General features: G+C 57.2%; 21 protein-coding genes. 10 read left to right on the top strand and 11 right to left on the bottom strand.

Features of this window, described 5'->3' with window-relative positions:
- The first annotated feature begins 75 nt into the window (after positions 1 to 75).
- The 3 genes from ACJY2L_RS10165 to ACJY2L_RS10155 all read left to right on the top strand — a co-directional run bounded on the left by ACJY2L_RS10165 (position 76) and on the right by ACJY2L_RS10155 (position 3,080).
- On the top strand, positions 76 to 1,002 hold the full coding sequence (locus ACJY2L_RS10165; RefSeq protein WP_067428042.1) for an ABC transporter ATP-binding protein: 927 nt from the start codon (positions 76 to 78) through the stop codon (positions 1,000 to 1,002).
- Positions 999 to 1,769 carry an ABC transporter permease gene (locus ACJY2L_RS10160; RefSeq protein WP_067428044.1) on the top strand — a complete coding sequence of 257 codons (771 nt, stop codon included), beginning with the start codon at positions 999 to 1,001 and terminating at the stop codon, positions 1,767 to 1,769. Before ACJY2L_RS10165 ends, ACJY2L_RS10160 begins: the two co-directional genes overlap by 4 nt.
- A 279-nt stretch (positions 1,770 to 2,048) precedes the next feature.
- On the top strand, positions 2,049 to 3,080 hold the full coding sequence (locus ACJY2L_RS10155) for an acyltransferase family protein (RefSeq protein WP_439213573.1): 1,032 nt from the start codon (positions 2,049 to 2,051) through the stop codon (positions 3,078 to 3,080).
- A gap of 35 nt (positions 3,081 to 3,115) precedes the next feature.
- Here ACJY2L_RS10155 and panD read toward each other — a convergent pair whose 3' ends face one another.
- The 9 genes from panD to thpR all read right to left on the bottom strand — a co-directional run bounded on the left by panD (position 3,116) and on the right by thpR (position 10,088).
- Positions 3,116 to 3,496, bottom strand: coding sequence for an aspartate 1-decarboxylase (panD, locus tag ACJY2L_RS10150; protein ID WP_067428048.1), 381 nt, complete (start codon positions 3,494 to 3,496; stop codon positions 3,116 to 3,118).
- Positions 3,497 to 3,556: 60 nt separating this feature from the next.
- Positions 3,557 to 4,411: a pantoate--beta-alanine ligase gene (gene panC / locus ACJY2L_RS10145; protein WP_439213571.1), complete on the bottom strand. Its 855-nt coding sequence runs from the start codon at positions 4,409 to 4,411 to the stop codon at positions 3,557 to 3,559.
- Positions 4,412 to 4,423: 12 nt separating this feature from the next.
- On the bottom strand, positions 4,424 to 5,218 hold the full coding sequence (gene panB, locus ACJY2L_RS10140; RefSeq protein WP_067428052.1) for a 3-methyl-2-oxobutanoate hydroxymethyltransferase: 795 nt from the start codon (positions 5,216 to 5,218) through the stop codon (positions 4,424 to 4,426).
- Positions 5,219 to 5,303: 85 nt separating this feature from the next.
- Positions 5,304 to 5,783, bottom strand: coding sequence for a 2-amino-4-hydroxy-6-hydroxymethyldihydropteridine diphosphokinase (folK, locus tag ACJY2L_RS10135; RefSeq protein ID WP_067428053.1), 480 nt, complete (start codon positions 5,781 to 5,783; stop codon positions 5,304 to 5,306).
- The gene (gene pcnB / locus ACJY2L_RS10130) at positions 5,780 to 7,210 is read right to left on the bottom strand and encodes a polynucleotide adenylyltransferase PcnB (protein WP_264272585.1); all 1,431 of its coding nucleotides are present in this window, start codon (positions 7,208 to 7,210) and stop codon (positions 5,780 to 5,782) included. Before pcnB ends, folK begins: the two co-directional genes overlap by 4 nt.
- Before the next feature lie 72 nt (positions 7,211 to 7,282).
- Complete coding sequence (gluQRS, locus tag ACJY2L_RS10125; protein WP_439213570.1) at positions 7,283 to 8,158, bottom strand: tRNA glutamyl-Q(34) synthetase GluQRS; 876 nt, start codon at positions 8,156 to 8,158, stop codon at positions 7,283 to 7,285.
- 51 nt (positions 8,159 to 8,209) lie between these two features.
- The gene (gene dksA / locus ACJY2L_RS10120) at positions 8,210 to 8,665 is read right to left on the bottom strand and encodes an RNA polymerase-binding protein DksA (protein ID WP_067428057.1); all 456 of its coding nucleotides are present in this window, start codon (positions 8,663 to 8,665) and stop codon (positions 8,210 to 8,212) included.
- 177 nt (positions 8,666 to 8,842) lie between these two features.
- Positions 8,843 to 9,550 carry a DNA/RNA nuclease SfsA gene (sfsA, locus tag ACJY2L_RS10115; RefSeq protein WP_187485886.1) on the bottom strand — a complete coding sequence of 236 codons (708 nt, stop codon included), beginning with the start codon at positions 9,548 to 9,550 and terminating at the stop codon, positions 8,843 to 8,845.
- Between the two features lie 10 nt (positions 9,551 to 9,560).
- Complete coding sequence (thpR, locus tag ACJY2L_RS10110) at positions 9,561 to 10,088, bottom strand: RNA 2',3'-cyclic phosphodiesterase (protein ID WP_439213569.1); 528 nt, start codon at positions 10,086 to 10,088, stop codon at positions 9,561 to 9,563.
- Between the two features lie 75 nt (positions 10,089 to 10,163).
- Between thpR and hrpB the strand changes: the two genes are divergently transcribed.
- The 6 genes from hrpB to fhuB all read left to right on the top strand — a co-directional run bounded on the left by hrpB (position 10,164) and on the right by fhuB (position 21,371).
- Positions 10,164 to 12,611 carry an ATP-dependent helicase HrpB gene (hrpB, locus tag ACJY2L_RS10105; protein ID WP_439213567.1) on the top strand — a complete coding sequence of 816 codons (2,448 nt, stop codon included), beginning with the start codon at positions 10,164 to 10,166 and terminating at the stop codon, positions 12,609 to 12,611.
- A 104-nt stretch (positions 12,612 to 12,715) separates the two neighbouring features.
- The gene (gene mrcB / locus ACJY2L_RS10100; RefSeq protein ID WP_439213566.1) at positions 12,716 to 15,250 is read left to right on the top strand and encodes a bifunctional glycosyl transferase/transpeptidase; all 2,535 of its coding nucleotides are present in this window, start codon (positions 12,716 to 12,718) and stop codon (positions 15,248 to 15,250) included.
- Between the two features lie 207 nt (positions 15,251 to 15,457).
- Complete coding sequence (gene fhuA / locus ACJY2L_RS10095) at positions 15,458 to 17,659, top strand: ferrichrome porin FhuA (protein ID WP_439213564.1); 2,202 nt, start codon at positions 15,458 to 15,460, stop codon at positions 17,657 to 17,659.
- Positions 17,660 to 17,707: 48 nt separating this feature from the next.
- Positions 17,708 to 18,502 (top strand): Fe3+-hydroxamate ABC transporter ATP-binding protein FhuC, encoded by a 795-nt coding sequence (gene fhuC, locus ACJY2L_RS10090; RefSeq protein ID WP_439213563.1) that lies wholly within the window; start codon positions 17,708 to 17,710, stop codon positions 18,500 to 18,502.
- A 14-nt stretch (positions 18,503 to 18,516) separates the two neighbouring features.
- Complete coding sequence (gene fhuD / locus ACJY2L_RS10085; RefSeq protein WP_439213561.1) at positions 18,517 to 19,398, top strand: Fe(3+)-hydroxamate ABC transporter substrate-binding protein FhuD; 882 nt, start codon at positions 18,517 to 18,519, stop codon at positions 19,396 to 19,398.
- Positions 19,395 to 21,371: a Fe(3+)-hydroxamate ABC transporter permease FhuB gene (gene fhuB / locus ACJY2L_RS10080; RefSeq protein ID WP_439213560.1), complete on the top strand. Its 1,977-nt coding sequence runs from the start codon at positions 19,395 to 19,397 to the stop codon at positions 21,369 to 21,371. The genes fhuD and fhuB overlap by 4 nt, the downstream gene beginning before the upstream one ends.
- 31 nt (positions 21,372 to 21,402) lie before the next feature.
- Here the strand turns inward: fhuB and hemL are convergent, their stop codons facing one another.
- Positions 21,403 to 22,683: a glutamate-1-semialdehyde 2,1-aminomutase gene (gene hemL / locus ACJY2L_RS10075; protein ID WP_439213558.1), complete on the bottom strand. Its 1,281-nt coding sequence runs from the start codon at positions 22,681 to 22,683 to the stop codon at positions 21,403 to 21,405.
- Between the two features lie 276 nt (positions 22,684 to 22,959).
- Here hemL and erpA point away from each other — a divergent pair, with 276 nt between their 5' ends.
- Positions 22,960 to 23,307, top strand: coding sequence for an iron-sulfur cluster insertion protein ErpA (gene erpA, locus ACJY2L_RS10070; RefSeq protein WP_067428078.1), 348 nt, complete (start codon positions 22,960 to 22,962; stop codon positions 23,305 to 23,307).
- 35 nt (positions 23,308 to 23,342) lie between these two features.
- Here erpA and ACJY2L_RS10065 read toward each other — a convergent pair whose 3' ends face one another.
- Positions 23,343 to 23,591, bottom strand: coding sequence for a hypothetical protein (locus ACJY2L_RS10065; RefSeq protein WP_439213557.1), 249 nt, complete (start codon positions 23,589 to 23,591; stop codon positions 23,343 to 23,345).
- Between the last annotated feature and the right edge of the window lie 18 nt (positions 23,592 to 23,609).

Genomic DNA, 23,609 nt, shown 5'->3' with positions numbered 1-23,609 from the left:
TGACGTACTATAGGACAATGCCTGCCTATTTTAAACGGCAAAAGCGAACCCAATAAAACAGGAAAGCATTCTGTTATGACTTATGCACTGGAACTTGAAAATCTGGTTAAAACTTACCCTGGCGGCGTGCAGGCGCTCAAAGGCGTCGATCTAAAAGTCGAAGCCGGGGATTTTTATGCGCTGCTGGGCCCTAACGGCGCCGGGAAATCGACCACCATCGGTATCATCAGCTCGCTGGTCAATAAAACCTCTGGCAAGGTCAAAGTCTTTGGTTATGACCTTGAGCTCGATACGGTAAATGCCAAGCGTCAGCTCGGCCTGGTGCCGCAGGAATTTAACTTCAACCCGTTTGAAACCGTGCTGCAAATTGTCGCCAACCAGGCGGGCTATTACGGCGTGGAAAAACGTGATGCGCTGGCGCGCGCGGAAAAATATCTGATTCAGCTCGATCTGTGGGGCAAGCGCAACGAGCGTGCCCGCATGCTGTCCGGCGGCATGAAGCGTCGTCTGATGATCGCCCGTGCGCTGATGCATGAGCCGAAATTGCTGATTCTTGATGAGCCGACCGCAGGCGTTGATATCGAACTGCGTCGTTCAATGTGGGCCTTCCTCAAAGATCTCAACGTCAAAGGCACCACCATCATTCTCACCACCCACTACCTGGAAGAAGCGGAAATGCTGTGCCGTAACATCGGCATTATTCAGGGCGGTGAGCTGGTGGAAAACACCTCGATGAAAGGGCTGTTGTCCAAGCTGAAGTCTGAGACCTTTATCTTCGATCTGGCGCCACGCAGCGCATTGCCAAAGCTGGAAGGCTTCCAGTATCGCCTGGTCGATACCTCGACCTTAGAGGTGGAAGTGATGCGTGAGCAGGGGCTGAACAGCGTCTTTAATCAGCTCAACGCGCAAGGCGTGCAGGTATTGAGTATGCGTAACAAAGCTAACCGCCTGGAAGAGTTGTTCGTGGGCCTGGTGCAGGGTAAGAAAGGAGAGCAAGCATGACACACCTTTATTGGGTGGCGCTGAAAAGCATCTGGGGTAAAGAGGTCAACCGTTTCGCCCGCATTTGGATCCAGACGCTGGTGCCGCCGGTGATCACCATGACGCTCTACTTCATCATCTTCGGCAACCTGATCGGCGCACGCATCGGCGAAATGCATGGCTTCAGCTATATGCAGTTTATCGTGCCGGGCTTGATCATGATGGCGGTGATCACCAACGCTTATGCCAACGTGGCATCCTCTTTTTTCAGTGCGAAATTTCAGCGCAATATTGAAGAGCTGCTGGTGGCGCCGGTACCGACGCACATCATCATCGCCGGTTACGTTGGCGGCGGCGTGGCGCGTGGGCTGTGCGTAGGTGTGCTGGTCACGGCGATTTCACTGTTCTTTGTGCCGTTTCAGGTGCATTCGTGGCTGATGGTAGCGGTGACGCTGCTGCTCACCGCGATTCTGTTCTCGCTGGCCGGGCTGCTGAACGCGGTATTCGCCCGTACGTTTGACGATATCAGCCTGATTCCGACCTTTGTGTTGACGCCGCTGACTTATCTGGGGGGCGTATTTTATTCACTGACGCTGCTGCCGCCGTTCTGGCAGATGGTTTCAAAGCTCAACCCGATCGTCTATATGATCAGCGGTTTCCGCTACGGCTTTCTGGGCATCAATGATGTGCCGCTGGCGCTGACCATCTCGGTGCTGGTCGCCTTTATCGTGGTGTTTTACCTTCTGGTCTGGTCGCTGATTCAGCGTGGCCGCGGTTTACGCACCTGATTTTACTCAGCCGGGAGCCCCACTGGCACCTCCCGGCTTGTTCATCCTGCTCTCCTGCCTCTGCTCTGCTCCTTACTGCTTATTATTTCCTTCCGGTATTATTAACGTTAACTTCTATTTTAAGCGGATTCTGATAACGCTTTTTTGAGGCAAACTTAAGTTAAATTGATGAAGGTGATACGCTAAGATACATCCACTTACGCTTTCTCAACATCGTTAACGTTTCAAAAATCGTTCTCGCTTCGCCATTTCGGTGGTGATTCATAAGGATATCAGCCAATGCAACGCATGAACTGGGTAGATAATCTACGCGGTATGAGTATTCTCGCCGTTATATTTCTGCACTGTACGTTTGCCGTGAATGGTAACGTCGGCCACTTTTATGTGGCGAGTGAAGCAATCAACGACATTCTGATGCCGGTTAGGCTCGGTCTGATGTTTTTTGTTTCTGGACTGTTTGTCGAAGCGGGATTAAAAAGAGGGGTGGCCGTCTTTACCCAAAACAAGGTGAAATCTATCCTTTATCCCTTTGTTGTCTGGGTCGGCGTGTATGCCGGGACGAAAATCGTGCTGAGCCACCACGACCAGGATGTGTTAAGCGTGCTGATGCCGCATCTCACCGGCGGCGGAGATATCACCTGGTTTCTGCATTCGCTGTTTATGTTCTTTATTATGATTATTGTCGCGCGCAAAATGCCATTCTGGCTTATTTTGTCGCTGTGTCTGATGGGCAGCTGGTTATTACCGGCCATTCCGGCAGACAGTGTATTTGCCAGCTTTGATAACTCGCATTTCAATAAGTCATCTTATCTGTTTATCTTTTTCTGGCTGGGTGATGCCGTGGTGCGGCATAAGCTGGATATGCCACAGCTGGTAAAAAAAGCGTGGGTATTATACGGTTCAGCCGCTGCGTTTATTCTGCTGGCAAGCTTGATGCTGTTTGTTCCGGCATTGGGTCAACATGCAGAAGAGCATTTTTCATGGACTCGGATGACGCCGCTGGCTCCACTGGCTCTGGCTTCTGTCCCGCTATTTGCCTTCCTTGCAATGCACACGCATTCACGCGTTATTGGCTATATCGGCACACATTCTATCGTGTTTTATCTGTCCCATTTCATGGTCATCAAACTGTGCGCGCGCTATTTCCAGGAGCCATCATCATCGTTATGGATTGATGACGGGAAATATCTGTTCTCGTTTGCCTGTGCGTTATTGTTACCCTGGGGTATTTGCCAGCTGCGTAATCATGGCTGGCTGAACTTTCTGTTTACGCTCAAAAAGCCCGCTAAGCGCTCGCTGGCGACCAGCTAAAGAGAAGGGCGGTGAGAGATCACCGCCCCTGTCACTCAGGCAACCTGAACCGGCACCGCTTTTGCCAGCCGCTTCATCTCGTTATCACCTTCGAAATAAGCCACCTTCGGCTGCCATTCGCGCGCTTCGGCGTCGCTCATCTGCACATAAGAACAGATAATCAAAATATCGCCAGCGCAGGCGCAGCGCGCAGCGGCACCGTTTACCGAGATGATTTTCGAGCCACGTTCGGCGGCGATCGCGTAGGTAGAAAAACGCTGGCCGTTGGTCACGTTATAAATGTCGATCGCTTCGTACTGCAGGATGCCGGAGGCATCAAGGAAATCCTGGTCGATGGCGCAGGAGCCTTCATAATGCAAATCTGCCTGAGTGACTTTTACCCGGTGCAGCTTGCCTTGCAACATACTACGTACCATATCTGAGTAACCTTGTTAGCCGTGAACGCCGCACAGTATTCACCCTGCGGCGCGGGTTGTCTACTGGGTTAAATCAACCTGTTGATTATCGATCAGGCGCGCGCTGCCCAGCCATGCCGCCATTAAAATTACCGCACGTTTGCTGTCAACCGTCAGCGGCTGTAGCGTCTCGGCGTCGCAGATTGCCAGGCCATCGGCGCGCAAGCCGCGCTGCTGCAATGTCTCTTCTGCCGCCGCGATCATCTCATCAATATGGCGCTCGCCGTTAGCGAGCTGTTCGGCAAGGCTTTGCATCACCTGATGCAGCGCGGGCGCGATTTTTCGTTCTTCGGCAGTCAGATAGCCGTTGCGTGAACTCAGTGCCAGGCCATCTTTTGCCCGCACCGTCGGCACGCCAACGATATCGATGTCGTAACCCATATCCGCCACCATCTTGCGTACGATCGCCAGCTGCTGAAAATCTTTTTCGCCGAAGCAGGCAAGATCGGGCTGCACCAGATTAAACAGCTTGCTGACCACCGTTGCCATGCCGCGAAAATGGCCGGGGCGGCTGGCGCCCTCCAGCAGCTCAGACAGCACCGGCACGTCGACAAAGGTGTGCGTTGCCACGCCGTGCGGATAGATATCTGCCGGCGAAGGGGAGAACACCAGATCCACGCTACGCCGATTGAGCTTTTCACAATCTTCCTGCAGCGTGCGCGGATAGCGCGCTAAATCATCGGCGCGGTCGAACTGCATCGGATTGACAAAAATGCTGGCGATGACGATATCGGCGCGCGCACGCGCTTCGTCGACCAGCGTCATGTGCCCGTCATGCAAATTACCCATGGTGGGCACAAAGGCGATACGTTTACCTTCCTGACGCCAGCGACGGATCTCGCGGCGCAGCATTGGCACGGTCTCAATAATCAGCACGCTCTTGCTCCTTTACTGGAAACTCTGTTCAGCGGCAGGATAACTGCCATCTTCCACTTCTGCGATGTACTGACGCACGGCGGCGCGGATATCGCCGGTGGTGGCCAGAAAGTTTTTGGCAAATTTGGGGATGTGGCCGCCGGTGATGCCGAACGCGTCATGCATCACCAGAATCTGCCCATCGGTGACGTTCCCGGCACCAATACCGATCACCGGAATGTGCAGCGCCTCGGTCACGCGTTTCGCCAGGCTGACCGGCACGCACTCCAGCACCATCAGCTGCGCGCCCGCCGCTTCCAGCGCCAGCGCATCTGCCAACAGACGCTCGGCCGCTTCCTCATCGCGACCCTGAACTTTATAACCACCAAACACGTTCACCGACTGCGGCGTCAGCCCGAGGTGCCCGCAGACCGGCACGGCGCGCTCGGTCAATTGCTGCACGGTTTCGGCCAGCCAGGCGCCGCCTTCCAGCTTGACCAGATTGGCGCCCGCGCGCATAAGAACGGCGGCGCTGTCGAAGGTCTGTGCCGGCGTGGCGTAACTCATAAAGGGCAGATCGGCGAGCACCAGGGCAGCCGGTGCGCCACGGCGAACCGCTGCGGTGTGATAGGCGATATCTGCCACCGTGACCGGCAACGTCGATTCGTGGCCCTGCACGGTCATACCAAGTGAATCACCTACCAGCAGCACGTTCAGCCCTTCGTCGGCGAAAAGCTTAGCGAAGCTAAAATCATAGGCGGTGATAGAAGCGAACTTGCGTCCGGCCTGTTTCCACTGGCGCAGATGGGAAAGGGTGGTTGTTTTCATAACGATCCAGAACAATGTGACGATGGCCGAAGTGTAATGGATTGCTGCAATAAGCGGAATGGGAGGAAAAGAGAATTGGCAACGCTTACCAGGGGCGGATTTGCGTGCGATCGAGCGGTGCCAGCAGGCTGGCAACCGGGGTGCCATTCGGCAGCGTAATCGCGGGCGCAATTTCCAGCAACGGCACCAGCATAAAGGCACGATTGTGCATATCGTAATGCGGCACCGTCAGCCGATCGCTGGCGAGAGTCTGCCGATCAAATAGCAGAATATCGAGATCCAGCGTGCGCGGTCCCCAGCGATGATCCTTGCGCACGCGCCCCTGCTCCTGCTCAACGCGCTGAGTATGATCCAGCAGCGCGTCGGGCTGCAACGCGGTGGCCAGTTCCACTACCGCGTTCAGATAGTCGGGCTGATCCTGCGGGCCATACGGCGGCGTGCGATAAAAAGAGGAAACGGCCACCACGCGGGTTTGCGGTATCGCCGCCAGCGCATCCAGGGCGTTTTGCACCTGTTGCAGCGGGTCGGCGAGATTGCTCCCTAAGGCGAGCCAGACCGGTTTCATGCGCTGGTGCTGTTGTTATCGCGGCGCGGACCGGCAGGACGTTTGCGCGGACGGCGGGTGCGACGACGTGCAGTCGGCTCATCATCCAGCGTATTCATCATGTTTTTCTGCTGTGGCGGTGCCGCGGCCTGGAATTCACCCCACCAGTGCGTCAGACGCAGCAGTTCCGGGCTGTTTTCCACTTCGGCGCGCAAGGCCAGCAGATCGTAAGCGGCACGGAATTTCGGATGCTCCATCAGCTTCCATGCGCGCTTGCCCTGACGACGTGAGATGCGCAGCTGAAGCTGCCAGATATCGCGAATCAGGGTCGTGATGCGTTTAGGGATCGCCAGTGCACGGCACGCTTCATCAAGCGTATCGTTCATCGCCAGCGCAAATGCGTCGTAATAGGTCAGTCCGCTTTCCTGCGCTATGCGCTGTGCTGTTTCCAGCTGCGGATACCAGAACATCGCCGCGAACAAAAAGGCCGGATTGACGCGCATCTGATTATGAATGCGGTTATCGGTATTTTTCAGCACCTGCAGCAGCATGCGTTCCATCGGGCTATCTTCCAGCTCGGTGAAATTGCGCGTGATAGTAGGGAACAGCGGCTGAAACAGCTGATATTCACGCAGCAGCAGGTAAGTGTCGTAGCCGTAGCCAGCCTGCAACAGCTTCAGCGACTCTTCGAACAGGCGCGCGGAAGGAATATCACGCAGCAACGACGCCAGGCGAGGAATCGGCTCGGCGGTTTCAGGCGCAATGCTCATTTTCAGCTTGGCCGCAAAACGCACCACGCGCAGCATTCGCACCGGATCTTCGCGGTAGCGCAGTTCCGGATCGCCAATCATGCGCACGATACCCTGCTGCAGATCGCTCAGGCCGCCCACATAATCGCGCACGGTGAAATCCGCCACGCTGTAATAAAGGCTGTTGATGGTGAGATCGCGGCGCTGGGCATCATCTTCAATATTGCCGAAGATGTTATCGCGCAGCAGCATGCCGCTTTGTGCACGCTGTGACGTGTTACGATCTTCCACTTCGGTCACCACGGCATCTTCTGCCTGATGATGACCACGGAAGGTGGCAACCTCGATCACTTCCGGACCGAACATCACGTGCGCCAGACGGAAACGACGTCCAACCAGCCGACAGTTGCGAAACAGCTTGCGCATCTCTTCAGGCGTGGCGTTGGTGGTCACATCGAAGTCTTTCGGCTTTTGACCCAGCAGCAAATCACGGACGCCACCGCCGACCAGATAGGCTTCAAAGCCCGCTTTGTTCAGGCGATAAAGCACCTTGAGGGCATTTTCACTGATGTCTTTACGCGAAATAGTGTGGCTCTCACGAGGGATGACGGTCATCAGACGCTTTTCTTCAACCTCTGCGGGCGCCTCTTCATCACGGCTCAAGACTTTCCGGCAAAAATTAGCAACTCGGGAAAAAATGGGACACCTCGATAGTGACTAAATAAAAATAGCGGCTAATCATAGCCTGCTACGAAACATTTGAAAATGCCGTTATCTTATCGCGCCATCCTGACGCGGTATGCTGCAGCGATCCCAGACAGCAATTGCCTGCTCAAGCAACTGCGATAATGAGAGATCCTGCCAGCCCGTGCTGACCGTCTGACCGAGAAAACGCAGCGCGTTCACCAGCGTGGGACGCGGATCGCCCGTGGGCAACGGCGGCGCATGATTCTGCTTGGAGAGCTTGTTGCCATCGGGGTTTAACGCTAACGGCAGATGCAGCCAGGCCGGTGCAGGCCAGCTGAATTGTTCATACAGCGCAATCTGGCGCACCGTCGGCTCGATCAAATCGGCGCCGCGCACCACCTCGGTGACACCCTGAAAATGGTCATCCACGACTACCGCCAGGTTATAGGCAAACAGCCCGTCGCGGCGATGGATAATGAAATCTTCCTGCGCCAGCGCGGCATCCGCCACAACATCGCCACGCAGCAGATCGTGAAACTGGTACACCGGATGATGCTGACGCAAGCGCAGCGCGGCATTTTCCGACCCGTAACCGGCATCGCGACAGTGGCCATCGTAATAGCCTCCTGTCTGCTGAATACGGCTACGTGAGCAGCGACAAAAATAACTTTGCCGATGCTGCTGCAACCAGCGTAACGCTTCACGGTAGGCCTCATGCCGCTGCGATTGCCACAGCACCTCGCCATCCCAGTGCAGCCCATAATGATCGAGCTGCTGCAGGATCGCACTGGCTGCACCCGGTACTTCACGTGGCGGATCGATATCTTCTATACGCACCAGCCAGCGCCCGTGCTGCGCGCGCGCATCAAGGTAACTGCCTAAGGCAGCAATCAGAGAGCCAAAATGGAGTTCACCGGAAGGAGAGGGCGCAAAACGGCCAGTGCAGATTGATGAGGTCATAATAATGACGCGCAGCGGGAAACTCCTGTTTCCAACTGCGCGCGAGCGGCCTTAGCCGGCCATCTGTTTTTCGCGGATTTCAGCCAGCGTTTTGCAGTCAATGCACAGATCGGCGGTAGGACGCGCTTCTAGTCGGCGAATACCGATTTCAACACCGCAGGAATCGCAGTAGCCAAAATCATCATCTTCGACTTTCTTCAGCGTTTTCTCGATCTTCTTGATCAGCTTACGCTCGCGATCGCGGTTACGCAGTTCAAGACTGAACTCCTCTTCCTGAGCGGCACGGTCGACCGGATCGGGAAAATTAGCGGCTTCGTCCTGCATGTGTGAAACTGTGCGATCGACTTCGTCCCGCAGTTGATTACGCCAGGCTTCAAGAATCTTCCTGAAGTGAGTCAGCTGGGCTTCGTTCATATACTCTTCGCCCGCTTTCTCCTGGTATGGCTCCACCCCAGCAATGGCTAGGATACTCAGGGACGATGTTTTACGGTTTTGCCCTTCTTGCATGTTGTTTCTCCTGGATAACACGCACAATCGATCCCCAACGGGGAAAAAACAGGCCGCTATAAATAACAGAAGCCGTCAAGGTTAGCAATTAATCCTGAACATGACTTGACAAGCCTGTGAGGAACCACGTAATGAGCGTCACGTAAGGTGCGTTTTTAACACGTCTTTTCGCACTAATTATGACAATTCCACCCGCACAGATTTATTCAGTCTCATGCCCGTCGACGACAATTGCGCCTGATAAGCCAGCAGCTCAACGCCGCTCTGTTGCGCCTGTACCAGCAGCTCTGCGTAGCGCGCGTCAATGTGGCGCGCGGGGGAAACGTCCTCAATCCCCGAATGCAAAACTGCAAACAATAACACCGCGCGGTTGCCGCCCTCGGCAATCTTGCTTAACTCACGAAGATGCTTCTGGCCTCGCTCGGTTACCGCATCCGGAAACCAGCCTCTACCTTCTTGTAAAAGCGTTACGGATTTGACTTCAATATAGCACTCAGGTCTCGCTTCCGCCTGTAACAGGAAATCAATACGGCTGCGCTCATCGCCGTATTTCACCTCCGACCGTAGCCCGCTGTAGCCGCTCAGCTCCGGCAAGCACTGCGCCAGTAAGGCTTCGCGAACTAACTGATTGGCGCGCAGGGTGTTTACACAAATAAAATGGCCCTGTTTTGTTTCAGTTATTTCCCAGCTGTGCGGGTACTTTCGCGTGGTGCTGGCGGAGGTGGAATACCAGACGGTGTCGCCCGGGGTGGCGCAGCCGGTCATCGCGCCGGTGTTTGCGCAGTGTAAGGTAAGCGTGTCGCCCTGTGGCGTTACCACATCGGCCAGAAAGCGTTTATAACGCGCAATCAGCCGGGCAGATTGTAACGGCGGTGAAAATTCCAACGTGGCTCCTTTATTCACTCAACGGCCAGCTGTCGAGCAGATGATAGCGGGTGCGTCCCTGCGTCTGCATCGACTGGAACAACGAAAATTGCGTGATATCGCAGTTGAACGCAAAATCGCGCGGTGGCAGCGAAAGCGGCTGCGTCACCCCACGTAATAGTGTGATATGGGGATGAAACGGCTGCGGGCTTTGATGGCTACCGTTACGCGCCGCCTGTGAACGCAGCAGCGCAGCCAGCTGCAACAATCCGCGCGGTGCCTGGCGCGTACCCAGCCAGACTACGCCTGGCCGCGGCCAGTGGCCGGCATCGTTCAGGGTTAGCGAAAAGCCGGGCTGGCGAATGCGCGCGGCAAGCTGACTGAGCGCCGTGGCTTTTTCAGTGTGAACATCGCCCAGAAACGCCAGCGTCAGGTGCAGGTTTGCCGCCGCCACCGGATAGCCGATGTCAGCCGGAAAAGCCTGCGCGCGCCAGCTCACGATCTGTTGCTGTAAAGCGTCAGGCAGCGCGAGGCCAAAGAATAAACGTCGTGTCTGCATAGCGGTCTCCGGTAAACAAGACGGGAATGCTACAATGTTCGCCAGCTTATCACCACGCGATCGCGGAGTTTTCGTTTGAGTGTTTTACCGGTCAGTGCCGTCCTGCCGCAAGTGCTTGATGCGCTTCAGCAGCACCCTCAGGTTTTACTGGTTGCGCCGACCGGCGCGGGCAAATCAACCTGGCTTCCTCTACAGATCTTGCAGCAATCGACGCTTACCGGCCGCATTTTGCTGCTGGAGCCACGGCGGCTGGCGGCGCGCAACGTAGCGCAACGGCTGGCGGAGCAGCTCGGCGAGCAGCCGGGCGAGACCGTAGGCTATCGCATGCGGGCGGAAACGCGCGTTGGGCCAGGCACGCGGCTGGAGGTGGTAACCGAAGGAATTCTGACCCGCATGCTGCAGCAGGATCCGATGCTTGATGGCGTGGCGCTGGTGATTCTGGATGAGTTTCATGAGCGCAGTATTCAGGCCGACCTGGCGCTGGCGCTGCTGCTGGATGTGCAATCGGGTCTGCGTGACGATCTCACGGTGCTGATCATGTCCGCCACGCTGGATAACAGCGCACTGCAAACGCTGCTGCCAGCGGCACCGCTGATCGTCTCTGAAGGACGCAGCTTTCCGGTCGAACGTCGCTATCTCTCGTTGCCAACTCAGCTACGGTTTGATGAAGCGGTAGCGCGGGAAGTGGCGCAGCTGTTGCGTGAAGAAGGCGGCTCGCTGCTGCTGTTTTTACCCGGCGTGGGCGAAATTGAGCGGGTGAAAAATCAGCTGGCAGAACGCGTTGCGGCGGATATCGATCTCTGTCCGCTCTACGGCGCTTTGCCGCTGGCGGCTCAGCAGCGTGCCATTATGCCCGCGGCCGCCGGACGGCGCAAAGTGGTGCTGGCGACTAACATCGCTGAAACCAGCCTGACCATTGAGGGTATCCGGCTGGTGGTCGACAGCGCGCAGGAACGGGTGAGCCTTTTTGATGCACGCAGCGGCTTGAGCCGACTGATTACCCAACGTATCAGCCAGGCGTCAATGACGCAGCGTGCAGGCCGCGCCGGTCGCCTGGAAGCGGGCATCTGTTTGCATCTGCTGGCGAAAGAGCAGGCGGAGCGGGCACCCGCGCAAAGTGAAGCGGAGATTCTGCACAGCGATCTTGCTGCGCTGTGGCTGGAGCTGCTGCAATGGGGCTGCCGCGAGGCAAATCAGTTACGCTGGCTCGATATGCCGCCCGCAGGCCATCTGCAGGCGGCGCAGCGGCTGTTGCAGCTGCTGAATGCCACCGATCAGTCGGCGCAGCTCAGCGCTAAAGGGCGGCGCATGGCGCAGCTGGGCAGCGATCCGCGGCTGGCCGCGCTGATGATCGCCGCCGGCAACGATCGTCATCAGGTCGCCAGCGCCACGCGGCTGGTGGCGATTCTGGAAGAGCCGCCGCGTCAGGGCAGCGTGGATCTGCGTGACGCCTTCTTTCAGACGCAGCCGCACTGGCAGCGCCGCGCGCGCCAGCTGCAAAAACGGTTACAGCAGCCTGAGGGCCACCCGGACGTTGCGCATTTGCCTGCGCTGATGGCCAGCGCCTTTCCCGATCGTCTGGCTCAGCGCCGCGGACAGCAGGGGCGCTATCAGCTGGCAAGCGGTATTGGCGCCATGCTGGAAACTGACCATGCGTTAACGCGCTATGAATGGCTATTTACCCCGTTGCTGCTGCAAAACGGCGCGCAGCCGGACGCACGTATGCTGCTGGCGATGCCGGTTGAGATCACCGAACTGCTCGCCGCGGCGCCGCAGCTGGTGCGGCAAACCACCGAAGTGGAGTGGGATGAAGAAAAAGGTACGCTACGCGCGTGGCAGCGCGAGCAAATCGGCGCGCTGGTGCTAAGATCGCAGCCGTTGGCGAAGCCGGAAAAAGCGCAACTGCAGGCGGCCATGCTGCGCTGGATCGAACAGAAAGGCCTGACGGTGCTGAACTGGACGCCTGAGGCAACGCAGCTGCGTTTACGCCTGCACTGCGCTGCTGTCTGGTTGCCGGAGGGCAGCTGGCCCGCCGTGGATGATGCCACGCTACTGGCGACGCTGGATCGCTGGCTGTTGCCGATGATGGGCGAGGTGCGGGACCTGAAAAGTCTGCGTCAGGTCAACCTCGCCAACGCGCTCTTACACTTACTCACATGGTCGCAACGGCAGCGGCTGGATAGTGCGCTGCCAACTCACTACACTGTGCCGACCGGCAGCCGCCTGCCGATCCGTTATGATGAAGAAAAACCGCCTGCGCTGGCGGTGCGCCTGCAGGAGATGTTCGGCGAGGCGCAGAATCCAGCCGTGGCGGAAGGTCGGATAGCGCTGGTACTGGAACTGCTCTCACCGGCGCAGCGACCGTTGCAAATTACCCGCGATCTGGCGGCCTTCTGGCAAGGCGCCTGGCAGCAGGTACAGAAAGAGATGAAAGGGCGTTACCCCAAACATCTCTGGCCGGATGATCCGGCCAATGCGCTGCCCACGCGGCGTACTAAGAAGTTTTCCCCGCCTGAGAAATAAACGGCATCAGTGCCACTATTTCAGAGGGTTCTGTCAGGGAAAAATAAGAAAAGCGTATAGAGTACTCGGCCTTGCCGACGGCTAACTCTGGAGAAAAAAAACTGATGTCTGGAGACGATCGCGAACCGATAGGACGCAAAGGAAAGTCCTCCACACCGCCACGCAAGCCGACGGTAAAAGGTCGCCGCAGGGAACGGGAAGAAGAGAACGTGCAGGATGATTTCGATAATGATGAAGAAGAGGTTGCGCCGATGCCGCGTAAGGGAAAAGGGCGTCCGCCTGTGAAAAAACGGCGCTGGTTAGGGCTGCTGATAAAGCTGTTCCTGGTATTTGTGGTGGCGATGGCTGCCTATGGGGTTTATCTCGACTCAGAGATCCGCAGCCGTATTGATGGCAAGGTGTGGCAACTGCCTGCCGCCGTTTATGGCCGCATGGTTAGCCTTGAGCCGGGCATGTCCTACAACAAAAAAGAGATGATTGCGCTGCTGGAAGGCACGCAGTATCGCGAAGTTACGCGGATGACGCGGCCTGGTGAATTCACCGTACAGGCCAACAGCATTGAGATGATCCGTCGACCGTTTGATTTTCCCGACAGCAAAGAAGGGCAGATTCGTGCGCGCTTGAGCTTCAGTAACGGCAAGCTCAGTGAGATTAAAAACCTCGACAGCAACCGCGACTTTGGTTTCTTCCGTCTCGATCCGCGGCTGATTACCATGTTGCAGTCGCCTAACGGCGAGCAGCGCCTGTTCGTGCCACGCGCCGGGTTCCCGGATCTGCTGGTCGATACGCTGGTGGCAACGGAAGACCGCCACTTCTATCAGCATGATGGCGTGAGTTTATCCTCGATTGGCCGTGCTTTTATTGCCAACATCACCGCCGGTCGTGCGGTGCAGGGCGGCAGTACCTTAACGCAGCAGCTGGCGAAAAACCTGTTCCTGACCAGCGAGCGTTCGCTGTGGCGTAAAGCGCGTGAAGCCTATATGGCGGTGATCATGGATGCGCGCTACAGCAAAGATCGCATCCTTGAGCTTTACCTGAACGAGGTCTATCTCGGTCAGGCGGGCAACGATCAGATCCGCGGCTTCCCGCTGGCCAGCCTCTACTACTTTGGTCGTCCGGTGGATGAGCTGAGTCTCGATCAGCAGGCGCTGTTGGTGGGCATGGTGAAAGGCGCATCGCTCTACAATCCGTGGCGTAATCCGAAGCTGGCGCTGGAACGCCGCAATCTCGTGCTGCGTTTGCTGCAACAGCAGAAGGTGATCGATCAGGAGCTGTATGACATGCTCAGCGCCCGTCCACTCGGCGTGCAGCCGAAAGGCGGCGTGATCACGCCACAGCCAGCGTTTATGCAGATGGTGCGTAACGAGCTGCAGGCGAAAATGGGCGATAAGGTCAAAGACCTCTCCGGCGTGAAAATCTTTACCACGCTTGACTCCGTCTCCCAGGATGCCGCCGAGCAGGCGGTGGAAGAGGGCATTCCGACGCTGAAAAAACAGCGCGGACTGAAGGATCTGGAAACCGCAATGGTGGTGGTGGATCGCTTCACCGGCGAAGTGCGTGCCATGGTGGGCGGAGCGAACCCGCAGTTTGCCGGTTATAACCGTGCGCTGCAGGCGCGTCGTTCCATCGGCTCGCTGGCGAAACCGGCCACTTACCTGACCGCGCTCAGCCAGCCAGACAGCTATCGCCTCAACAGCTGGATTGCCGATGAGCCAATCGCGCTGAAGCAGCCTAACGGCCAGATCTGGAAACCGCAGAACGACGATCGCCGCTTTAGCGGTAAAGTGATGCTGGTGGATGCGCTGACCAACTCCATGAACGTACCAACGGTAAATCTCGGCATGACGCTGGGGCTGGCCAGCGTAGTGGATACCTGGACCAAACTGGGCGTGCCGAAAGATCAGCTGAATCCGGTGCCTTCGATGCTGCTCGGTGCCATGAACCTGACGCCGGTTGAAGTGGCGCAGGCGTTTCAGTCGATCGCCAGCGGCGGCAACCGTGCGCCACTGTCGGCACTGCGTTCGGTGATTGCTGAAGATGGCACGGTGCTTTATCAGAGCTTCCCGCAGGCGGAACGCGTTGAACCGGCACAGGCCGCTTATCTGACGCTGTACACCATGCAGAATGTTGCGGCACGCGGCACTGCGCGAGCGCTGGGCGCACGCTATCCGGGCGCGCATCTGGCGGGCAAAACCGGTACCACCAACGATCAGATCGACAGCTGGTTTGCCGGTGTGGATGGTAAAGAGGTGGCGATCACCTGGATTGGCCGCGATAACAACCAAACCACCAAACTTTATGGTGCCAGCGGCGCGATGCAGATTTATCGTCGCTATCTCGATAATCAGGCGCCGATGCCGCTGGTGTTAACGCCACCGGAAGATATCGCGCAGATGAACATCGATTCTGCGGGGAACTTCGTGTGTGGCACCGGCAGCAGCAGCTGGCGCACCATTCCGGTCTGGACCATCGATGCTAATGCGTTGTGTCAGCAGCAGATGCAGCAGCAACAGCAGCTGTTCCAGCAGCAGCAGGCTCAGCAGCAACAGCAGCAGCCAGCGGGACAACCGCAGCAAAACGCGCCGCAGGATGAGAGCAACGGCGTCGCGGGCTGGATCAAAGATATGTTTGGCAAATAATCTCCGGCAGTAACCTGAAATCCCGGCCACCATGCCGGGATTTTTTTTGCCTGCTTTTTACCCGGTCGATGGCTGTTTTCCGCTCGCAGGCCGCGCCGGGCGGGGAATTTTGTTGCAGACTTTCCGCCAATTCGCATATTATCCGACCGTTATAATAATAATTCTCGTTTCGTTTCGCTTTCATCCTTCTTATTGCTGAGAAAAACTATGAGTCCGCACGCATCCTTTCCTTCTTACAAAAGGCCGCTTTCTCTGCTGATCGCGCTTTCTCTGGGTAGTCTGAGCGCCTCGGCGCTGGCGGCTGACGCTGATACGCTGGTGGTTTCCGCCGACGGTGGCAACGCGGCGGCGGCAGAGAGCGCGTGGGGCCCGGCACCGACTATCGCGGCGAAGCGCAGCGCGACCGGCACCAAAACCGACACGCCGCTGGAAAAAACGCCGCAGTCGATCTCGGTCGTGACGCAGGAAGAGATGGAGATGCATGGCGTATCCAGCGTCAAAGGCGCGTTTAACTACACGCCAGGCGTGATGACCGGCAATCGCGGCAGTTCGAACGTCATTGATGCGCTGTCGATCCGCGGCTTCAGCGAAACCAACACCAATCAGTATCTCGATGGGCTGAAACTGCAGGGTGACAACTACTCTGAGTTTGCCATCGATCCTTACTTCCTTGAGCGCGCTGAACTGCTACGCGGTCCGGCCTCGGTGCTGTATGGCAAAAGCAACCCTGGCGGCGTGGTGTCGCTGGTCAGCAAATGTCCCACCACTGAGACGCTACGCGAAGTGCAGTTCCAGATGGGCGACGACAATTTGTTTTCAACCGGCTTCGATTTTGGCGGTGCGCTGGATGATGCCGGTGTTTACAGCTACCGTCTGACCGGCCTGGCGACCAGCCAGGATGCTCAGCAGGATATGAACAAAGAGAAGCGCTACACCATTGCGCCATCGTTCACCTGGCAGCCCGATCAAAACACCCGGTTTACGCTGCTGACCTATTTCCAGAACGAGCCGGAAACCGGCTATTACGGCTGGCTGCCGCGTGAAGGCACCGTGGTGCCGCTCACCGATGCCAGTGGCCGTCAGCACAAGCTGGCAACCGATTTTGACGAAGGCGAGAACAGCAACAAGATTTCGCGTAACACCAAAATGGTCGGCTACAGCTTCGAACATCGCTTTAATGATACCTGGAGCGTCCGCCAGAATCTGCGCTATGCCGATCTGCGTACCGACTATCGCAGCATTTATGGTGATGGTCTGAATGTTGCTGATAATTCCATAAACCGTGGCTATGCACATTCCCAGGAAGAACTTAATCAGTTCGCTGTAGATACTCAGGCCCAGGCTAATTTCACTACGGGTGCCGTTGAGCATACTGTATTGCTTGGCGTAGATTACCAGCGCAGTCGCAACGATATTAATGGCATTTTTGGCGCAGCTACACCGTTAGATGCAGTAAACCCACAGTACGGCAATGACACGCCCACCACGCTCTATGCGCCTTATCTATATCTGAATAAGCAGCAGCAAACAGGCCTGTATGCTCAGGATCAAATAGAGTTAGATCGTTGGGTATTAACCCTCGGCGGTCGTTATGACTATTTAATGAATTCAGCGTTTAATCGTACGGACAATGATGACAAAAAAGATCATCATCAGGATTTCACCTGGCGCGGTGGGCTGAATTACGTCTTCGATAACGGGATTGCTCCCTATATCAGTTATAGCGAATCGTTTATCCCCAATTCAGGAACGACCTTTGGCGGAGAGACGTTTGATCCTTCGCGGGCTAAACAATATGAAGCTGGCGTAAAATATATTCCGAAAGATCGCCCAGTGGTAATCACTGGGGCAATCTATCAGCTGACTAAAACCAATAACTTGACCGGCGATCCTACGGCGCCGTTGTTTAGCGTTCAGGGTGGAGAAATTCGTTCGCGAGGTGCTGAACTTGAAGCAAAAGCAGCGCTGAACGCAAATATCAATATCACGGCAGGTTATAGCTATACCGATGCTGAATATACTGAAGATAATTTCCTTCGCGGCAAAACGCCTGTTCAGGTGCCTAAACATTCCGCATCGTTGTGGGGTGATTATACGTTTAATGAAACAGCATTTAGCGGCTTAACGCTGGGTGCAGGGGTGAGATATATTGGCGAAAGTAAGAGCTTATATCGTCACTTACCCGCCAATGGTGACAAGCAGGATCAAAACTTTGATGTTGCTGGCTACACGCTAGTGGATGCCGCCATTAAATACGATCTGACCCGCTTTGGCCTGCCTGGCTCATCAATCGGTATCAATGTTAACAATCTGCTGGATCGTGAATATGTTGCCAGCTGCTATCGCGAACATGCCTGTTACTGGGGCGCGGAGCGGCAGATCGTCGGCACGGCAACCTTCCGTTTTTGATCGTCAACCGGGCGCGTTGCAGGCGCGCCCGCTAACCTGAAGAATTCCATGTCACATCAGTACGCCAGTGAAACCACCTTCCGGCTGGACAACGTGAGCTTCACGGTGCCTGGCCGCACGCTTTTACAGCCGCTATCGATGGCCTTTTCGCCGGGAAAAGTCACCGCGTTGATTGGGCACAACGGCTCAGGAAAATCGACCCTGCTGAAGATGCTGGGTCGCCATCATGCGCCGTCTGCCGGGCAGGTGATGCTCAACGACCAGCCGGTCAGCCAGTGGTCAGGCAAAGCCTTTGCTCGTCAGGTCGCCTATCTGCCGCAGCAGCTGCCAGCGGCAGAAGGCATGACGGTGCGCGAGCTGGTGGCGATTGGTCGCTATCCCTGGCACGGTGCGCTTGGTCGTTACGGAATGGAAGATCGTCAGCGCGTGGATGAGGCGATTGCGCTGGTGGGCCTGAAACCCTTTGCCAGCCGTCTGGTCGACAGCCTCTCTGGCGGCGAACGTCAGCGCGCCTGGCTGGCGATGATGGTGGCGCAAAACAGCCGTTGTTTGCTGCTTGATGAACCGACCTCGGCGCTGGATATCGCGCATCAGGTTGAAGTGCTGGCGCTGATTCAGCGTCTCAGCCAGCAACGCGGACTGACGGTAATTGCCGTGCTGCACGACATCAATATGGCCGCGCGCTACTGCGATCGCATGGTTGCGCTGCATGGCGGCAGCATGATTGCCGAAGGCGAGCCGGAAAGCATTATGCAGGCCGACGTGCTGGCGAAAATCTACGGTATTCCCATGGGCATTCTGCCGCATCCGCACGGCGGCGCGCCGGTAAGTTTTGTCTGGTGAGCGCAGGAGCCTTTATGCCCGATCTGTTTCGTCGTCGGCTGCTGCAGGCCGCCGCGCTCACGCCGTTAATGGCGTCACCTGCGCTGTTTGCGCAGGCACCCTCTGCCGGGCGTATCGTCGCGCTGGAATGGCTGCCGGTAGAATTACTGCTGGCGCTGGGTATCACGCCGCTGGCCGCTGCCGATACCACCAGCTATCGCCAGTGGGTCCAAACGCCAGCGTTGCCAGTGGATATCATTGACGTTGGGCTGCGTACCGAACCCAATATGGAACTGCTGACCCAGCTGCAACCCTCACTGATTCTCTATTCTCAGGGCTACGGTCCCTCGCCAGAACGGCTGGCGCGCATTGCGCCGGGCATGGGCTTCAGCTTCAACGACGGCAGCGGCAAACCCTTAACCAATGCGCGCCATTCACTGACGCAGCTGGCTGACAGGCTGGCGATGTCGGAACGCGCCGCGCACCATTTGCAGGCCTTTGATTCGTTTATCGCCTCGATGCGTCAGCGCTTTGCGGCGCGACCGCAGCCGCGACCGGTGCTGCTGATGTCGATGCTGGATAGCCGTCACGCCATCGCTTTTGGTAAAAACAGCCTGTTTCTGGAGACCATGGAGCTGCTTGGTTTACAGAATGCCTGGCAGGGCGAAACCAATTTCTGGGGCAGTGCAGTGATCGGCCTGGAGCGGCTGGCGGATATCGGTGACGCTGAAGTGATCTGTTTTGATCATGGCAATGAGCCGATGATGCAGCAGATCACCTCGGGCGCACTCTGGCGATCGCTGCCATTTGTGCGTCAGGGACATTTTCAGCGCGTGCCGCCGGTCTGGTATTACGGTGCCACGCTGTCGGCGATGCAGCTCTGCCACGTGTTAGATCGCGCGCTGGAGCCCGCATGAAAAAATCGTTAGCTTTTGCTCTACTTTGCGCGCTTTTCCTGGCGGCGCTGGCCCTGACGCTGATTAACCTGCAGGCGCGACTGCCGATGGCGCAGTGGGGCCAGGCGCTGTGGCAACCCGATAGCGATCGCATTCATCAGGTGGTATTTCATTACAGCCTGCTGCCGCGGCTGGCGCTGGCGCTGTTAATCGGTGCCGGACTCGGGCTGGCAGGCCTGCTGTTTCAGCAGATTTTGCGCAATCCGCTGGCGGAGCCGACCACGCTGGGCATTTCTACCGGCGCGCAGCTCGGCGTCACGGTGACCACGCTGTGGAGCCTGCCCGGTGGATTGTTGACCCAGCAGTTTGCGGCCATGGGCGGCGCGCTGCTGGTCGGACTGCTGGTGTTTGGCGTGGCCTGGGGTAAACGGCTGTCGCCGATCACCCTGATTCTGGCAGGCCTGGTGCTCAGCCTCTATTGCGGCGCTATCAATCAGATCCTCGCCATCTTTAAACACGATCAGCTCCAGAACATGTTTCTGTGGAGCACCGGATCGCTGAATCAGCAGGACTGGAGCAATGTGGCCTTTCTGTGGCCGCGGCTGCTGCTCGCTTTCCTGCTGGCGCTGGCGTTGTTGCGCCCATTAACGCTGATGGGGCTGGATGATGGCGTGGCGAAAAACCTGGGCCTGACGCTGGCACTGACGCGGTTTGGCGGCCTGCTGCTGGCTATTTTGCTCAGCGCTCAGTTGGTTAATGCCGCGGGAATTATTGGTTTTATCGGGCTATTTGCGCCGCTGCTTGCCAGGCTGCTGGGCGCCCGACGTCTGCTCAGCCGCATGCTGCTGGCGCCGCTGATCGGTGCGCTGCTGCTCTGGCTGGCCGATCAGTGCGTGTTGTGGCTGGCCTCTCATTGGCGGGAAGTTTCAACCGGCACGGTCACGGCGATCATCGGTGCACCTTTGCTGCTCTGGCTGTTGCCTTATCTGCGCAGCGGTTCGCAGACACCCGATATGCATCAGGGCGAAAACGTACCGCGTGAGCGCCATGCGGTGCTGCACTGGCTGTTGGGGCTGCTCGCTGTTATGGCGCTGCTGGCGCTGGCCGCGCTGTCGCTGGGCCGTGACGCGCACGGCTGGATGTGGGCCAGCGGCGAACTCTGGCATCAGTTACAGCAGTGGCGTGCGCCGCGTCTGCTGGCGGCGCTGTCAGTGGGTATGATGTTGGCGGTGGCGGGCTGCATTATTCAGCGTCTGACCGGCAACGCCATGGCCAGCCCGGAAGTGTTAGGCATCAGTTCAGGCTCCGCGTTTGGTGTGGTGATCATGATGTTTCTGGTACCCGGCAACGCTTTTGGCTGGCTGCTGCCCGCTGGCATTATCGGTGCGGCGGTGACGTTGGCGATTATTCTTTTGGTTGCCAGTCGCGGTGAGTTTTCGCCTCAGCGCATGCTGCTCGCGGGCATGGCGCTGAATAGCGCCTTTATGACCGTTCTGACACTGCTGATGGCCAGTGGCGATCCGCGCATGGCGAAGCTGCTGACCTGGATTTCGGGTTCAACCTACAACATTACCGCCCGTGAAGCGCTGAATGGCGCGCTGGTCGGTGTGGCGCTGATAGCGCTCGCGCCGCTGGCCACGCGCTGGCTGACGCTGCTGCCACTGGGTACGGCGACCGCGCGTTCCGCGGGTTTGTCGTTGTCGCTGTCGCGCATTGCCTTGCTGTTGTTGGCTGCGGCGCTGACCGCCACCGCCACCCTGACCATTGGACCGCTGAGTTTTATCGGGCTGATGGCACCGCATATCGCACGCATGCTGGGATTCCGTCGCGCCTTACCGCAGCTGATTATGGCGGCGTTACTGGGCGGATCGCTGATGATTATTGCCGACTGGTGTGGCCGAATGCTGGCCTTTCCGAATCAGATTCCGGCAGGGCTAATGGCGACCTTCTTTGGCGCGCCCTATTTTATCTGGTTGATGCGTCGGGCGAGATAAGCAGGGGCGGCAGGGCGCCGCCCCGATTTATTTACAGCTGAGCAAAACAGCGACGTGCCGCGTCGATGGTGCGCTGAATATCTTCATCGCTGTGCGCCACGGACATGAAACCCGCTTCATAGGCGGAAGGGGCGAGATATACCCCTTCTTGCAGCATCAGGTGGAAGAAACGCTTAAAGCGCTCAACATCACAACGGGTCACGTCGGCATAACAGGTGACGCTTTCGGCATCGGTGAAGAACAGGCCGAACATGCCGCCCACGTGATTAACCACCAGCGGAATGTTCTCCTCCTGCGCCACTCGCAGCAGGCCCGCTGCCAGCTTGTCAGTCTGTTCGGTCAGACGCTGATGCACGCCCGGCTGTGAAACCGCGGTCAGACAGGCAAAACCGGCTGCCATTGCTACCGGGTTACCGGACAGCGTACCTGCCTGATAAACCGGTCCGGTTGGCGCCAGCGCCATCATCACGTCACGACGTCCGCCAAAAGCACCTACCGGCATGCCGCCGCCGATGATTTTGCCAAGGCAGGTCAGGTCGGGCTGCACATTGTAATATTCCTGCGCGCCGCCCAAGGCTACACGGAAGCCGGTCATCACTTCATCGATAATCAACAAGGCACCGAACTCGTCGCACAGGCTGCGCAGGCCCGGCAGAAAATCGTCCTGCGGAGGAATGCAGTTCATGTTACCGGCCACCGGTTCTACGATGATGGCCGCGATCTCCTGTGGATACTGCTCGAAAGCCGCGCGCACGGAATCGAGATCGTTATAGCTGCAGGTCAGCGTGTGTTTGGCGAAGTCGGCTGGCACGCCCGGCGAGTTCGGCTGACCCAGCGTCAGCGCACCGGAACCGGCTTTCACCAGCAGATGATCGGCATGACCGTGATAGCACCCTTCAAACTTGATGATTTTATCGCGATGGGTGAAGCCGCGCGCCAGACGAATCGCGCTCATGGTCGCTTCGGTGCCGGAGTTAACCATGCGCACCATGTCCATGCTCGGCACCAGTTCGCACACCAGCTGCGCCATTTTCACTTCCATCTCGGTGGGTGCGCCAAAGCTCAGGCCGCGTTCGGCGGCATCGATCACCGCGTTACGGATGGCGGGATGATTGTGGCCCAGCACCATCGGTCCCCATGAGCCAACATAATCGATGTAGGCTTTGCCATCGGCATCATACAAATATGCGCCGTTAGCGCGTTCAATAAACAGCGGCACGCCGCCAACGCCAGTAAACGCACGCACCGGCGAGTTGACACCGCCCGGAATTAATCGCTGTGCATCGGCGAACAGGGTTTCAGACTTACTCATGGCGTGACTCCAGTCAGGGATTAATGCGCATATTCTAGGGAACAGGGCGCGAGGATGAAAGGCGCGACGTGGATTTGGCACTAATGGTGACATATTTCCCCAGGCGATTGGCGCAGAGTGACGTATCATGCGGGTTACCTGAGGCGGAAACGCTATACTTCAGAGGCAGGGCAGGCGGCACAGAGTGTCAAGCGCCCCCCTTGATTGCCACATCGGCCTGTAAGATAATAGAAACATTGAGGTCATTTTCTGACCTGGACGTTTTCGGAGTGTAAAATGAGCGACGAAGTAGCAGCATTGCCCCTGCAGTTTACCGATGCGGCAGCCAGCAAGGTAAAAAATCTGATCTCTGACGAAGAGAACCCGGATCTGAAACTGCGGGTTTATATCACTGGCGGCGGCTGTAGCGGATTCCAGTATGGCTTTACCTTCGATGATAAAGTTAACGATGGCGATATGATGATTGAAAAATCGGGCGTGTCGCTGGTTGTGGATCCGATGAGCCTGCAATATCTGGTGGGCGGCTCGGTGGATTACACCGAAGGCCTGGAAGGGTCGCGTTTTATCGTGACCAACCCGAATGCCAAAACTACCTGCGGTTGCGGTTCCTCCTTCAGTATCTGACTGAAGTCAGGCTGCACGTCCTGTGCGGCCTGTTATTACCACTCAATAGTAATGAGTTTTCCTGCTGTTTTTCGCTGTGCGTCGACGGGCAAACTGCTCTGTATCACGCGCGGCTGAGCGGAAGGTTGCATACCACATGCGATCTGTGGCGTGCGTTGTCCGCTACGGCCGTCGATCTGACACTGTGAAATAATTGTCAGTTTTACCCCAATGGTGCCGGTGGTGCTGGCCGCATAGAGTTGTCCCGCCATCAACAAGCCTGTGGCCAGTAGAATGGCTTTCATTTTTAGGTCCCGGTGCAA

Origin of the sequence: Duffyella sp. Ts4, assembly GCF_051851875.1 — a bacterium.
GTDB lineage: Bacteria > Pseudomonadota > Gammaproteobacteria > Enterobacterales > Enterobacteriaceae > Duffyella > Duffyella gerundensis.
Note: the sequence above shows the minus strand (reverse complement) of the source record. Positions and strands in the feature narration are given on the sequence as shown.

Coding starts and splice junctions, on each gene's coding strand:
- gluQRS (WP_439213570.1), bottom strand. CDS start 8,158: ATGACCTCATCAATCTGCACTGGCCGTTTTGCGCCCTCTCCTTCCGGT.
- ACJY2L_RS10165 (WP_067428042.1), top strand. CDS start 76: ATGACTTATGCACTGGAACTTGAAAATCTGGTTAAAACTTACCCTGGC.
- ACJY2L_RS10160 (WP_067428044.1), top strand. CDS start 999: ATGACACACCTTTATTGGGTGGCGCTGAAAAGCATCTGGGGTAAAGAG.
- panD (WP_067428048.1), bottom strand. CDS start 3,496: ATGGTACGTAGTATGTTGCAAGGCAAGCTGCACCGGGTAAAAGTCACT.
- fhuC (WP_439213563.1), top strand. CDS start 17,708: ATGTCACATCAGTACGCCAGTGAAACCACCTTCCGGCTGGACAACGTG.
- fhuB (WP_439213560.1), top strand. CDS start 19,395: ATGAAAAAATCGTTAGCTTTTGCTCTACTTTGCGCGCTTTTCCTGGCG.
- fhuA (WP_439213564.1), top strand. CDS start 15,458: ATGAGTCCGCACGCATCCTTTCCTTCTTACAAAAGGCCGCTTTCTCTG.
- mrcB (WP_439213566.1), top strand. CDS start 12,716: ATGTCTGGAGACGATCGCGAACCGATAGGACGCAAAGGAAAGTCCTCC.
- panB (WP_067428052.1), bottom strand. CDS start 5,218: ATGAAAACAACCACCCTTTCCCATCTGCGCCAGTGGAAACAGGCCGGA.
- folK (WP_067428053.1), bottom strand. CDS start 5,783: ATGAAACCGGTCTGGCTCGCCTTAGGGAGCAATCTCGCCGACCCGCTG.
- ACJY2L_RS10065 (WP_439213557.1), bottom strand. CDS start 23,591: ATGAAAGCCATTCTACTGGCCACAGGCTTGTTGATGGCGGGACAACTC.
- ACJY2L_RS10155 (WP_439213573.1), top strand. CDS start 2,049: ATGCAACGCATGAACTGGGTAGATAATCTACGCGGTATGAGTATTCTC.
- erpA (WP_067428078.1), top strand. CDS start 22,960: ATGAGCGACGAAGTAGCAGCATTGCCCCTGCAGTTTACCGATGCGGCA.
- dksA (WP_067428057.1), bottom strand. CDS start 8,665: ATGCAAGAAGGGCAAAACCGTAAAACATCGTCCCTGAGTATCCTAGCC.
- thpR (WP_439213569.1), bottom strand. CDS start 10,088: ATGCAGACACGACGTTTATTCTTTGGCCTCGCGCTGCCTGACGCTTTA.
- fhuD (WP_439213561.1), top strand. CDS start 18,517: ATGCCCGATCTGTTTCGTCGTCGGCTGCTGCAGGCCGCCGCGCTCACG.
- hemL (WP_439213558.1), bottom strand. CDS start 22,683: ATGAGTAAGTCTGAAACCCTGTTCGCCGATGCACAGCGATTAATTCCG.